This window comes from Pantoea wallisii, from assembly GCF_002095485.1.
Lineage (GTDB): Bacteria > Pseudomonadota > Gammaproteobacteria > Enterobacterales > Enterobacteriaceae > Pantoea > Pantoea wallisii.
In genome coordinates, this window is sequence record NZ_MLFS01000003.1 from 105204 (window position 1) to 118877 (window position 13674).

The window sequence follows — 13674 nt, forward strand, 5'->3', positions numbered from 1 at the left end:
TTTTATTTTTGTAAATTTTGAGTTCTCTCACAAAGTTCCCGAAATTTTACAAAATGTAATACAATTTTGCTTTTTGATACTCAATTGCGAGAATTGAATCATTTTCGGGCTAGAATTAGCAACCCCGTGATGGAAAGATGCGTGCAGACACAGGAGACATCAAACTTCTTTCAAGGTTCCCGTAAAGGTTTCTTGACGGCAGTGGCAGATGTCCAAATAACTCCAATGAGGGTAATAAATAATGATGAAGCGCAACATTCTTGCAGTGGTTATCCCTGCTCTGTTAGCTGCAGGTGCAGCAAACGCAGCAGAAATCTATAACAAAGATGGCAACAAACTGGACCTCTACGGTAAAGTTGATGCGCGTCACACTTTCTCTGATGATGCAGGCAGCGATGGCGATGCATCCTATGTGCGTTTCGGCTTCAAGGGTGAAACTCAGATTACTGACCAGCTGACCGGTTACGGCCAGTGGGAATACAACGTGCAGGCTAACGTTGCTGAATCTCAGGGCACCACAGGTTCTAAAACTCGTCTGGGCTTCGCTGGTCTGAAATTCGGTGATGCAGGCTCCTTCGACTACGGCCGTAACTACGGCGTACTGTACGACGCAATGGCCTATACCGACCAGCTGCCTGTGTTCGGTGATGATACCCTGTATCAGGACAACGACAACTTCATGACCGGCCGTTCAAATGGCCTGGCTACCTACCGCAACAGCAACTTCTTCGGTCTGGTTGATGGCCTGGGCTTCGCTGTTCAGTATCAGGGCAAAAACGAAGGCCGCGGTCCACGCTACGACAATGGCGACGGCTGGGGTACCTCTCTGTCCTATGACACTGGCATGGGCATCAGCGCAGTGGGTGCATACTTCAACTCTGACCGTACTGACCAGCAGGCAACTGATGGCAACGGCGATAAAGCAAGCGCCTACGGTTTCGGTCTGAAATATGACGCGAACAACGTTTACCTGGCAGCCTTCTACGGTGAGTCACGTAACACTACTCAGTATGGCAACAACGGTACTAACGTAAACGGCGATTTCAACTTCGCTGCTAACAAAGCACAGGCTTTCGAAGTGGTTGCTCAGTACCAGTTCGACTTCGGTCTGCGTCCATCCATCGCTTACCTGCAGTCTAAAGGCAAGGACCTGAACGCTGTAGGTACCTTCGGCGGCGGCGATGCTGACCTGGTTAAATACATCGAAGTGGGTACCTACTACTACTTCAACAAAAACATGTCCACCTATGTTGACTACAAAATCAACCTGCTGGACGACAACGACTTCACCCGCTCTACCGGTACTTCTACCGACGACGTGGTTGGCGTTGGCCTGGTTTACCAGTTCTAATCTGCCGATTAGATCTGCGTAACACCTCTGAAACGGAGCCTTCGGGCTCCGTTTTGCATTTCAGTGATCTGCCTCCCGATTAGCGCCATTACTTTGCACGCGACGGTTATTTCTTTTTTATATCAGCGGTTGGCAAGCGTTGCGTCTGACGCTAACCTGATAGCTCATTTTGCTAAAGTTCACCCAAACGGAACTGACTCATGTTTGAATCTATCTCTGCCGCACCTGCCGATCCTATTCTGGGACTGGCTGACCTGTTTCGCGCCGACGACCGCCCGAATAAAATCAACCTTGGCATTGGTGTTTATAAAGATGAAACCGGCAAAACGCCGGTGCTGACCAGTGTGAAGAAGGCTGAGCAGTATCTGCTGGAGAACGAAACCACCAAGAACTATCTCAGCATTGATGGTCTCGCTGATTTTGCGCACTGCACTCAGGAATTGTTGTTTGGTAAAGAGAGCGCGCTGATTAGCGCCGGTCGCGCCTGCACGGCACAGACGCCAGGCGGCACCGGCGCGCTGCGCGTTGCGGCAGATTTCCTGGCTAATCAGACCAGCGTAAAACGCGTATGGGTGAGCAATCCAAGCTGGCCGAACCATAACAACGTGTTCAACGCAGCGGGTCTGGAAGTGTGCGATTACCAGTACTACAATGCCGCCAGCCATAGCCTGGATTTTGACGGCATGCTCGCTTCACTGCAGGAGGCCAAAGCCGGTGATGTGGTGCTGTTCCACGGCTGCTGCCATAACCCAACCGGTATCGATCCCACTGCTGACCAGTGGCAACAGCTGGCGCAGCTGTCGCAGGAGAGAGGCTGGCTGCCGCTGTTTGACTTCGCCTATCAGGCTTCGCGCGTGGCCTGGATGAGGATGCTGAGGGCCTGCGCATTTTTGCTGCCACGCATCAGGAGCTGATCGTTGCCAGCTCCTACTCGAAAAACTTTGGCCTGTACAATGAGCGCGTTGGTGCACTGACGCTGGTTGCTGCGAACAGTGAAGTGGCTAAGACCGCGTTCAGCCAGGTGAAATTCAGCATCCGCGCTAACTACTCTAACCCGCCATCGCACGGTGCGGCAGTGGTCGCCACGATTCTGGGTAACGATGCGCTGCGGACCATTTGGGTGCAGGAGCTGACCGATATGCGTCAGCGTATTCAGCGCATGCGCCAGCTGTTTGTGAACACCCTGGCCGAGAAAGGTGCGCAGCAGGACTTCAGCTTCATCATCAAGCAGAACGGTATGTTCTCTTTCAGCGGCCTGACGAAAGATCAGGTGGTGCGTTTGCGTGAAGAGTTTGGCGTGTACGCGGTGAACTCCGGCCGTGTGAACGTCGCCGGCATGACGCCTGACAATATGTCAGCACTGTGCGAAGCGATTGTGGCAGTGCTTTAAGCGGCCTCTCGTTTAATTAATTAACGTTGCAACGCCTTTTCGCACTGTAATACGGAACGGTCAGAGGGGAAATTGAGCAGGCCCGGAACGGCTACACCCGCTTCCCTGCGAGCCCCGGCACACGGCATCCCTGCCGCGTGCCGTCCGGCTTAGCTCAACATCCCCTCTTCCCCCAGTCCACAGTACCGCTGTGTCAGGTTTTCAGCATCAGCGATGATATAGCCTGAAAGATTGCGGTTTAGCGCCTTTTCCTCTATTTACTGCAGAAACGGATTACTGATGCGCTCATGGCCGAGGGTAGAGATCGGGCCATGGCCGGGCACAAAGGTCACGTCATCGCCCAGCGGCAGTAAGCGGGTTTTGATCGCGTTGATCAAATCCTCGTGACTGCCTGCGGGAAATCGGTGCGTCCCACGCCGCCGTTAAAAATCACATCACCTGAAATCAGCAGACGTGCTGCACGGTCGAAAAAGACAATGTGCCCCGGCGTATGGCCCGGACAGTGCAGGACCTCAAGCGTCACGTTGCCCAGCTGCACAGTTTCACCCGCCTCCAGCCAGCGATCCGGCGTCAGGGGCGCGCACTCAGGCAAACCAAACATGCGGCTCTGCGTGGGCAAATTATCCAGCCAGAAGGCATCCAGCGGATGCGGCCCGACAATCGGCACCTGATAGTGTGCCGCCAGCTCAGCCGCCGCGCCAACGTGATCGAGATGTCCGTGCGTCAGCAGAATCTGCGACGGCGTTAATCCTCGCTCTGCCAGTACGGCAATAAGGGTGTCCGCATCGCCGCCTGGATCAACCAGCGCGGCTTGCTGAGTTTCGTCGTCCCAGATAACAGAACAGTTCTGAGAGAAGGCGGTGACCGGAATAATCAGATAATTCATAGCGCTCCATGACCGACACACGCAGCGCTGCCGGTATCAGGACCAGTGCCTTGCAGGCCCGGTATCTATGTGTACGAAGTTGCTGCGCGGGTAATATCCTACACCACCGGCGCGCATAGATAACGCCGCTTTGCGTACATTGCTCAGCGCAATGCCCTCAATGTGGAAATCCATCGCCTGCCCTTTGGTGTGGTAGCTGTGTTTTGCCACGCCAGGACCGGATTCACGCAGCATATTGTTTGTCGCCAGCGTGCGATAGCCCGAGATCAACTGAACCGGCTTGCGCGTATTCAGCAGGGTCTGCAGGCGATAAAGCTGATCAAACAGATGCGGATCAATGTTTTTAACCTTGTTGGAGCGGTAATCGCGGAAGAAGTGGTTTAAACGCGCTAACTCATCCTTGTCATAACTCTTACCATTGAAAAATTCCGTTTTAAGGGTTTCGCCGGTATGCATGTTACTAAGCGTCAATATGCGCGGGCGTGAGGTGGAGAGCGAGGCCAGAGCTGAGCCTGGCAGCAGTGACAATCCAGCCGCTGCGCCACCCAGCAGCAATAATCGACGACGGTGAGAATCAAAATTAGCCATGAAGCGGGGTTACCTAATCTAAAGCGATAAAAATTTGAGCAAAAAGCACACAAGGCCGAACAGTACCTGCCGTGAACTGGCCAGTCAACCCGCGCCACGTCACAGAATGACCAAAACCGGCCTGAAATCAATTTTTCAAGACCGGTCCTGGTATGTTTTACAGAAGGGGTATCGCAACCAAATCAACGATTAGAGCAGGAGTTGCCCGGCTTTTGTCAGCACCTGGCTACCGGAACGTGCGGGGTTATCATAATTGTAAATATCTGTACGATACTGGGGCTGCCCGTCATCGGCTACCCAGGCCGTCAGATAGTAGAGATTGACCGGAATGCGATGACGAATCGGCACGTAGCGCGTATCGCCCTGCTTCAGGGTGTCGGAGATACGGTTATCATTCCAGCCCGCATCCTGCAGCAGCAGATCGGCCAGTTCTGAAGCTTTATTCACGCGCACGCAGCCTGAGCTCAGTGCACGGATGTCGCGCTGGAACAGCCCGTGATTCGGCGTATCGTGCAGATAAATGGCGTCCGAGCTGGGCATATTGAATTTGTAGCGGCCCAGTGAGTTCGTTGCCCCCGGCGCCTGACGGATACGATAGGGGAAGCTGGCCGCGGACACCATGTGCCAGTCAATCATTGAGGGATCGATGACCTCTGCGTCGGCGCTCCAGCCAGACAGCAGCGTATAGCCGTGTTTATACAGATAACCCGGATCCTGTTTCACTTTTGGCACGATATCCTGGCGCACCAGCGTGGTCGGGACGTTCCACGGCGGATTAAGCACCACGTTATTGAGCGCGCTGCGCATCAGCGGCGTTTTGCGATCCGGACGTCCGACAATCACCCGTGACGAGAGAATCGTCGTGCCATTGTTGTAGTAGGTGAGCGAGTAGTTGGGGATGTTAACCATAATGCCGTTATGCATATCGTCCGGCAGCAGGCGCAGGCGCTGAATGTTCAGTGCCAGCAGCGCCGCACGCATCTGCGGCGACACATTAAGCCACTCACGCGTCCGCGGGCCAATGGCGCCATCGTCCGCCAGCCCTTGCCAGTGCTGGAAGCGCTTTACGCCATCCACCAGCGTGGTGTCATAGACATTGTTACTGGAGGGGTGCGTATCCGCACTCACGTTCCCTGCGGCTTCCGGGTTCGCAGGTGGCAGATCGCTGACGCTGGTCGCTGACGGGCTGACCGCTACCGGCTGGTTGCTCTGGCTAACCGGTACAGGCGCGGTGGGCACTGCATCCTCGGCCGGATTGGGGGTTGCGGCAGGTGCATTGCTTAACATCCCGGTGCGCTGCAGGATTTCGCGCAGTGCCGGCACGTCATCGCTGATCTGGCCCGGACGCAGCGTGGCTTTATCACGCAGCTGTGGCCACGGGCGGTTATCGGTCAGCAAGGTTTTTAGCGCGCTGTGCATAGGGGCATACTGCGGATGCTGCGGCTGCAGCGATTGCACAAAAGCCCGCCCGCCGCCGCCGTTTACCGCGTTCTGCCACTGATTAATGGCTGAGATCGACGGCATGCTCATTTTGTACGGCACATTGCTGTAGAGCCATGTTTCGCCCTGAGTGGGTACGCCGGAGACAAACTGCAGATAGCCCAACATCGCATCACTCAGCACGATATCGCGCGCGATCCCCTTAATCTCCGCATTGGTGAGCAGGCTCACCCAGCGGGTAAACTGCGGCTGCACGCCGGAGAGCGCCACTTCGGCCAGCTGCTGCTGGAACGCCTGCACGGCATCACGATCCTGCCACAGCGGCGCCATGTTGCGTGCGGCATAAATACCGGCCAGACCAGGCAGATAGAAGGGTTGTTCACTGGCACTGAATGCCTGCCGGATCTGCTGCTGACTGGCCGCCACCGACAGCGTACTGTGTGTGGTGCCTGACAGGGCCGAGCCCATCGCTGCCTGGCCGATCGCCAGGGGCGCGCCAGTCAGTGACAAAGTGAGTGCCAGTACAGCACGGTTAAATCTGTTTTTATTGTTCAGCAACATCCCTGCCCCCTTCTTACCAAAGACACAGCATCCTGATAGCGCCGTGTACTGCCTTACTCTTATGATTGAGTATATGAATAAAAAACGGCACCTGCCTCAAAGACAGATGCCGCTTACAGATTAACCGGAGCGCCGGTTTTTAACCAGATGAGCCGCTAGCTATTTTCTGTTTCCAGACCCAGCCCGCTATTTTCATGTTTAACCGGTGCCGGATCGGCAGAAAAACCGCGCAGTCCGACCACGTGCACATGCTCCGTATTGTTAAAGACTTTACGTACCAGCTTGTAGGTGGTGCCCTTCTCCGGACTGATATTTTCCGGTGCGGCGATCACCAGCTGCATCTCCAGACGCTCACACAGCTCGAACAGGGTCGCGATTGAACGGGCATCCAGACGCGCAGCCTCATCCAGGAACAGCAGGCGACACGGCGAAATATCTTTGCCGCGCAGACGGCGGGACTCCTCTTCCCAGCTTTGGACCACCATGACCAGAATTGACATGCCGGTACCAATAGCTTCACCGGTGGAGAGCGCGCCACTCTCTGCGCGCAGCCAGCCGTCTGAGCCGCGGTTCACTTCGACTTCCATCTCAAGATAGTTGCGGTAGTCCAGCAGCTCTTCGCCGATGGTTTGCGGGGTACGCTGGCCCATGTCAATGTGCGGATTCAGGCGCTGATACAGTTTTGCCAGCGCTTCCGAGAAGGTCAGACGGTTGCTGGTAAACAGATCCTGGTGCTGTTCATGCTCTTCCGACAGCGTATCCAGCAGCATGGCGTGGGTTTCCCGCACGTTCACGTTAAGCCGTACGCTGCGCACCTGGCCGAAGCTCACGGTTTGCAAGCCCTGGTTCAGCTGGCGAATACGGTTCTGCTCGCGCTGAATGGTTTTGCGGATGATATTCGCCGCACTGCGTGAACTGATCGCCAGCGTCTGTTCGCGCGCCGTCAGCTCCTCGGTCAGACGGTTCAGTTCGATCTCCATCTGCTCAATGGCTTCAACCGGATCGTCAGTGCGGATAATATCCTGGCGGATACGTTCACGCAGATGCTGGTAGACAGCAATAAAGAACTGAATTTTGCGCTCCGGCCGCTTGGGATCTTCTGACATGCGCAGAACATCGCGCAGATGCTCGTTATCCGCTACCGCCAGACGCAGCGCCCCCAGCGCCTTATCCGACATCGAACGCAGCTCGTCACCGCTCAGATAGGCCAGCTCACGGCGATGCAGACGACGCTCCACGCCGTTATCTTTCACCAGACGCAGTACGGTGCACCAGCCCGCTTTGGCGCTCACCACCTGCTCACGCATCATGTGGTAATCGCGCTCCAGCTTACGCAGCTTCTTCTGCAGGCCGTCCATTTCGGCTTCGCAGAAGGTAAGCTGTTTCTCCAGCTGATTGCGACGCGCGCGGTTATGGCTGAGCGCACTGTACAGCTCATCGCGCCGGGTACGCGCCCGCGCTTCAGCGCTGGCGTCCGCTGGCACGCCAATATCCTGCATCTCCTGCTGCAGCTCTTTCAGCATGTCGCGCTTGGCGTCATAAGAGCTCTTCAGGGATGCCAGCACCTGTGAATATTGCGTCAGCTGCGCCTGATGCTCACGCAGACGTTCGCGCGCACGGTTGCGTTCGCCCTCAGCCTGCTCGAGACGCTGGCGCAGTTTGTCATTCAAATCGCTGTTGCCGTTCAGCATGCCGGCAGAGTCTTCGTAGCTGAAGTGCGCCCGACGCTGTACCACCTCGGTCAGGGCAAAGGCCTGCTGACGCGCATCGCGCTGCTGCTGCTGCGCCTGCTGATAGTCGCGCTGCAGCTGATCGTGCTGCTGCGGATCGCTCTGCAGCACGCTAACCAGCGTCTCCAGCTTCGCGAGTTTGCTGCCGTGCTGATGCAGGAAGCGTGCCGCGTCCTGTGCCTCTTCAACCCGCTCGCGGATCTCCTCACAGCGATCGCCCAGCGAATCATCCAGCAGCAGATTAACGCGCGGTAACAGACGGTTGAGCTGAGCTACGCCCTCTTTCGCCTGTTCAAACTGCGCACGCTGCTGCTGGTTATCATTTTCGTGCTGCGCCAGCGCACGCTCCAGCTCGCCACGGCGGCTGCTGAGCTGACGAATCTGCGCTTCCGGATCATCGTCAAACGCCACGGCCAGATGGCTGCCGATAAAGCGGCTGAAGGATTGATGCAGACGCTGCGTTTTCTGCACGTCAAATGAGAGAGTGGCAAAGCGCTCTGCCAGCCGATCGCGCTCGTTACCAAGCAGCTCCAGCTGGTTCTCACGCGCGGCGCGGCCAAACAGCGGTATTTTCGGGAAGCGCGAATAGCGCCACTGTCGCTCCGCCACTTTCACAACTACCGCGTTCTGTAGCTCATCCACGCTGAACACGCTGTCATCAAACGCCTGCGGATCGCCCTCGATCAGATAGAGATCTTCCGGACACTCCTCCAGGCCGTCGAGCATTTCACGCACCAGCGACAGATCCGGTACCACGATGGCGTGGCGTGACGGACCGTACAGCGCCGAGAAGTACGGCGCATCGTCCAGCGTAACGTCATCGTAAATCTCTGACAGCAGCACACCCCCAAATCGCTCAGCGAGCTGCGTCAGGCGCGCATCTTCTGCACCGCCCGGCTGGCTGAGCCGTTCGATCTGCTGCTCAACCTCACGTTTCCGCGCGGCCACTTCATCGCGCTCTACGGTGGTTTCACGCTCGCGCTCCAGCAGCTGCTGCATGTATTCCGTGATCTGCTGGCTGCTGCTGAGCTGCTGACCGGTCTGCTCGCTCAGCTGCGTCAGAATCTCCTGCGCGGCCAGCCAGTGCGGTGCCCGTGCTGTCAGCGTGCTGATACGTTCACGCAGCTGCTCCAGCTCCTGACGCATCAGCATGCGGCGCTCACCGGCATCGGCCACGCTTTCGTTCAGCTGTTCGATCTGCGCTTCCAGTTCACGCTGCAGGCCCTCCAGCGCATCGGCTTCATACTGCTGGCCCTGACGTTTGCAGAAGTCAGCCAGCAGACGTTCGGCGTCGTGCTGTTCACGCAGGCGCGTTTCCAGCTCGTTCAGACGCAGGCGCAGCGAAGAGAGCTGCTCGGCGTGATGGCGCTGATTCGCCGCATCACGCAACAACTCACGGCCGGTCTGCCAGGCATCCTGACGGCTCACTTCACCGGCGATGCTGGTGACCAGCGCCAGCGCCTGCTCAAACTGGCTGTGCGCCGCTTCGGCCACGCTCAGCTTCTGCTCCAGACGCAGCAGGCGTTCGGTAGCTTCCTCTTCGCGCGCCTGGAAGGTCTCCTGCCAGTCAGCGGCGTTATCGATGGTCAGATCCGGCAGCTGACACTGCGTACGCGCTCGCTCCAGCGCCTGCAGCGCCTGCTGATACTGGATGGCGCGCGTTTGTTGCACATCAAGTGCCTGCTGGAAATCGGCCAGCTGGCTCTTCAGCTCATCCACTTCAATTTCAGCGGCTTCGGCGCGGGCTTCGTTCTCTTCCTGCACCTCACGCGCTTCGGCGACCACTTCATTCTGCTCTTCCAGGCGGTAGGTCAGCTCCTCCAGATCGGCATCATAACGCGCAATCTTCTCCTGCTGCCGCATCGCGGTCTGCACCAGATTCAGGTGATCACTCGCCGCCTGATAATCGGTCTCGAGATCGTTCTCCGCCCCGTTGTGTTCGGACAACTCGCGCGCCATCTCAATGTGGCGATACTGCTCAGACGCCAGCTGGTTGCGGCTGGTAAACAGCTCGTTACGCAGCTGCAGCGCGCCATCGAGGTGAATGCGGCGCTCATTGGCGTGGCGCATGTAGTCGGCGGACACATAGCTGGTCGCTTCGGAGATCAGGTGCTTAAACAGATCGCGATCGGACTGCGTAACGCGAATCGCTTCCAGCGTCATACGGTTTTCACGCAGCGCGGCTTCCATATCCTGGAACGCCTTACGCACGCCACTGTTTTCCGGCAGCAGGTAATCACGCAGCGAGCGGGTGATGGCGCTGGAGATACCGCCGTACAGCGAGGCTTCGATCAGACGATAGAACTTACTGCGATCGCCCGCGGTGCGCAGACGGCGCGGCACCACGCCAAGTTCAAACATCATGGCGTGATAATCAGTGACCGAGTTGTACTGGCGGAACTGCACGCCCTCGTGCGCTTCTACGCGCTCTTTCACTTCCGCCAGCGGCAGTACGCGCGCCTGACGGCTGTTGAGGATCTCTGTCAGCATATCGGTTGGCAGCGAATCGGTCGGCAGGCCATGAATACTGAACGGTTTGATATCCACCTTTTTATCGCGCCCGGCGACCTGCTGCAGACGCACGCCTGCTATCACGCGCTGATGACGTGAGTTAACCACATCCAGCACCGCATAGCAGACACCCGCGCGGAGCTTACCGTGCAGGCCTTTATCGCGTGAACCCGAGGTCGCGCCCGCTTCAGTGGTATTACGGAAGTGCAGCAGCGTTAAGTCCGGGATCAGCGCCGTTACAAACGCCGCCATGGTGGTGGATTTACCGGCACCGTTACCGCCGGAGAGCGTGGTCACTAACTCATCAAGATCAAAGGTGCGGGCAAAGAAGCCGTTCCAGTTGATCAGCGTTAGCGAGCGAAATTTACCGCGTTCAATCATGCCTGTTCTTCCTCCGCGCTATCACTCGCGTCGTTTTCGCTGTCATTCTCTGCATCATCGTTATCGCTGGCGGCAGCTGCGCGCTCCAGCGTCATGGCTTCGCCGTCACGAATCAGGCGCAGCTGCGCTTCACGCGCATCATCGCCGCTGCGGACATCGGCGCCAAAGCGGAATACTGACTCCATGATACGGAACTTGCTGCTGTCGTTACCCATAAACCACACCATGCCGAGACGGCGCAGGCGGCTGAGCGAGGCGCGCATTTTTTCCTGCAGCTTCGCCCGATCAAGGTCAGAGCCGGTGGAGCGCTGGTTCACCAGCTTCAACAACTTGCCCTCGTCGGCCAGTGACAGCAGCTCGTCATACAGCTCCTGCTGGGTAAAGATGCCCTCATTCGCCAGCCGCTCAGGGCTGAGATAGAGATAGCACAGGATTTTGCCTACCATCATGTCCAGCTCAGAGAGTACCGAGCGCGGAATCAGCGTGGTGGAGCGCGGACGCAGATAGAAAAAACCTTCCGGCGCGCGAATCAGCTCAACGTTATAGCGCGCGTAAAACTCTTCCAGAAAAGTCTGGTAATCCATCAGAAATGCGTGGTTATCCAGCTCTTCGATACCAATATGGCGGCCTGCACGTAACTGGCTATCCAGCGCAGGGAAAATCGGGTTTGCCAGTGCCAGCGCCAGTTTGACGGGCATCACTTGTTCAATATTTGTCGATGACATGTGCCTGCACCTTGGCTCCGTAATCATTAATAGTTTGCCACTCTGCCGGCAAACCGGCTAAATCAGCTTCAGCCACGCCGAGTCGCACCGCCTGATCGATCACGATGCGTGCAAGGTCAAAGTGGCGCGCGCGCGGATACTGCGCCAGATAGTCACGCATCACCGTGGCAAGATGCAGCGGCTTCTGCTGCTGCTTGTAGATCAGCAGCGCTTCTTCAATCATCGCTGCCAGCTGTTCGCGGATTTCGTTGAACTCTTCGTACTCCATCTCCGGTGGCAGCTCGCCCATCACCTCGTCATTGCGCAGCGTCATCTCCTCGTCACGCATATCAAACAGGCGATCGGCGTTGGCGTAGGTCAGCGCCCACGGCTGGTCGAAATAGTTCTGCACCGACAGGCGCAAACGCTGCGCGAAGACGCGGTTCTTATCCATGTCGATGGCGGTACGAATAAATTTGTGTACGTGGCGGTCATAGCCGATCCACAGATCGATCGCCTGCTGTCCCCAGCTGATGATGCGATCGAGTTTATTCTGTAAATCAAACACCAGCTTATCGACAAACCCCAGATCCGGGCTGCTGAGCGTGGCGTCCTGAATGCGCAGCAGGTTAGCCTGCAACTTATCGCCGGCCGCCTCCAGCGTATCCTGTAGCTCGCGTAGCGTGCCGGAGGTTTCCGACAGCAGCAGTTCACAGCTGGAGATCGCCGCACGCCAGTCTTTGTTGAGCAGATCGGCAATATCGGTTTTCACCGCCTGCTGCTGCTCATCCATCAGCCGCTGCGTCATGTCGATACTGTCGAAGATCTCCGCCACGGAGTACTTCAGCGGCGCAAAGACGTTGCGGTGCCAGTGGAACTCATCACCATCCTCTTCGGCGGCATCGGCCGCACGCTTGAGCTCCTGCGCCACAATCGACAGCTGCATTGACAGGCGCAGCGTTGAGAACTCACGCTGGCGGATGTAGTAGTCGGTGATGCCGATCGCCAGCGGCGTCAGGCGGTAAATGGCGTGGCCTTCGCTCAGTTCGCTGGTAAAGCGGTTAAGCAGGCGCTGGCGCACCATATCATTGATAGCGTTGTTGGCGCGCACCTGCACCGTTTCGCTGGTTTGTTCGAATGCCTTACTGACATGGCGAAATGCATCAATCAGTTCGCCTTCACTCATTTCGCCATCCATCCGCTCGCCGTTGAGCGTGGCGATGGCCAGTAAAAAGGCCAGACGTTCTACCGGCAACGCAAGTGAAAAGTCACTCTTGCGCGCCCATGCCACCAGTTCGGGGACCGTCTGGGAAAACTCGCTCATAGTTGATCCTTCTGACTGGGTTTGCGCGCGGTCACATGGATATAGCGCCCTAAACTTAAAAAGGGCTCCTGGCGACAGTAGCGCCGCTCCATCTCAATAATTTCCTCAACGCTCTTCCCGGTGCCGGGCTGCGGCTTCATGTAGTCACAAAACACGCGAATACCGGCACGCTGTTCAATCTCAAAACCACACTGTGTTAACCAGCGATTCACATCATCCGGATCGCGGGGGAAATCCGGCGAAAGCGTGCGCTTCTTGCGTTTCGCCATATTGGCGCGCAGATAGCCGAAATTACCAAGGGTCAGGGTGCGAAACGTCAGGCCGTGTGCGTTGTAAAACATCAGCGACAGCACGCCGCCAGGCTGCAGCGTATGCCACAGCGCCTGCAGTACCGCCTGCGGATCGGCTACCCACTCAAGCACAGCGTGAAACAATACCAGATCCACGGGCTTATCCAAATGCTCCCCAATCTGCTGGGCGCTAATTTGTTTGAATTGCATGTTATGGCTCACACCCTCGGCATGCGCGTGGGCTTCGGCCAGCTTGAGCATCTCAATCGACAGATCGCACAGCATTACCTGGTGACCGCGGGCCGCCAGGCCACTGGCGATCTGTCCGACGCCACCCCCGGCATCCAGCACCGCGAGCGGACCGTCCGGCAGCGTGGGCAGAATGGTGTCCAGCTCATCCCACAGGATCGCCTGGCGCACCTGCTTTGCGGGTGCCGTAAATGTTTTGCGAGAATTTATCCGCCAGATCGTCAAAGTTACGATCCTGCATGGTGAGGGCTCCGCTTTGCTGCATTCAA

The 13674-nt window shown here is 57.1% G+C and carries 6 protein-coding genes and 3 pseudogenes; 2 read left to right on the forward strand and 7 right to left on the reverse strand.

The window, feature by feature from the left end; translation table 11 throughout:
- Positions 1–241: 241 nt before the first annotated feature.
- Both ompC and HA48_RS01905 read left to right on the forward strand, forming a co-directional pair.
- The gene (gene ompC / locus HA48_RS01900) at positions 242–1351 is read left to right on the forward strand and encodes a porin OmpC (protein ID WP_279626732.1); all 1110 of its coding nucleotides are present in this window, start codon (positions 242–244) and stop codon (positions 1349–1351) included.
- A 200-nt stretch (positions 1352–1551) separates the two neighbouring features.
- Positions 1552–2741 (forward strand): annotated as a pseudogene (locus HA48_RS01905) (amino acid aminotransferase).
- A 257-nt stretch (positions 2742–2998) separates the two neighbouring features.
- On the opposite strand, the pseudogene HA48_RS01910 reads toward HA48_RS01905, so the two are convergent.
- The 7 genes and pseudogenes from HA48_RS01910 to cmoM all read right to left on the reverse strand — a co-directional run bounded on the left by HA48_RS01910 (position 2999) and on the right by cmoM (position 13646).
- Positions 2999–3627 (reverse strand): annotated as a pseudogene (locus tag HA48_RS01910) (MBL fold metallo-hydrolase).
- 36 nt (positions 3628–3663) lie between these two features.
- Entirely contained in the window at positions 3664–4215 is a 552-nt protein-coding gene (gene mepK, locus HA48_RS01915) for a peptidoglycan L,D-endopeptidase MepK (protein ID WP_128599531.1), read from the reverse strand.
- A gap of 189 nt (positions 4216–4404) precedes the next feature.
- The gene (gene ldtD, locus HA48_RS01920; RefSeq protein ID WP_128599532.1) at positions 4405–6216 is read right to left on the reverse strand and encodes a L,D-transpeptidase; all 1812 of its coding nucleotides are present in this window, start codon (positions 6214–6216) and stop codon (positions 4405–4407) included.
- Between the two features lie 155 nt (positions 6217–6371).
- Positions 6372–10838: a chromosome partition protein MukB gene (gene mukB, locus HA48_RS01925; protein ID WP_128599533.1), complete on the reverse strand. Its 4467-nt coding sequence runs from the start codon at positions 10836–10838 to the stop codon at positions 6372–6374.
- On the reverse strand, positions 10835–11563 hold the full coding sequence (gene mukE, locus HA48_RS01930; RefSeq protein WP_128599534.1) for a chromosome partition protein MukE: 729 nt from the start codon (positions 11561–11563) through the stop codon (positions 10835–10837). Before mukE ends, mukB begins: the two co-directional genes overlap by 4 nt.
- Entirely contained in the window at positions 11544–12866 is a 1323-nt protein-coding gene (mukF, locus tag HA48_RS01935; RefSeq protein ID WP_128599535.1) for a chromosome partition protein MukF, read from the reverse strand. Before mukF ends, mukE begins: the two co-directional genes overlap by 20 nt.
- Positions 12863–13646 (reverse strand): annotated as a pseudogene (gene cmoM, locus HA48_RS01940) (tRNA uridine 5-oxyacetic acid(34) methyltransferase CmoM). The gene mukF and the pseudogene cmoM overlap by 4 nt, the downstream one beginning before the upstream one ends.
- Between the last annotated feature and the right edge of the window lie 28 nt (positions 13647–13674).

Excerpts from the sequence above, each read along its gene's own strand:
- mukF (WP_128599535.1), bottom strand. The coding sequence starts at position 12,866 with ATGAGCGAGTTTTCCCAGACGGTCCCCGAACTGGTGGCATGGGCGCGC.
- mukE (WP_128599534.1), bottom strand. The coding sequence starts at position 11,563 with ATGTCATCGACAAATATTGAACAAGTGATGCCCGTCAAACTGGCGCTG.
- mepK (WP_128599531.1), bottom strand. The coding sequence starts at position 4,215 with ATGGCTAATTTTGATTCTCACCGTCGTCGATTATTGCTGCTGGGTGGC.
- ldtD (WP_128599532.1), bottom strand. The coding sequence starts at position 6,216 with ATGTTGCTGAACAATAAAAACAGATTTAACCGTGCTGTACTGGCACTC.
- ompC (WP_279626732.1), top strand. The coding sequence starts at position 242 with ATGATGAAGCGCAACATTCTTGCAGTGGTTATCCCTGCTCTGTTAGCT.
- mukB (WP_128599533.1), bottom strand. The coding sequence starts at position 10,838 with ATGATTGAACGCGGTAAATTTCGCTCGCTAACGCTGATCAACTGGAAC.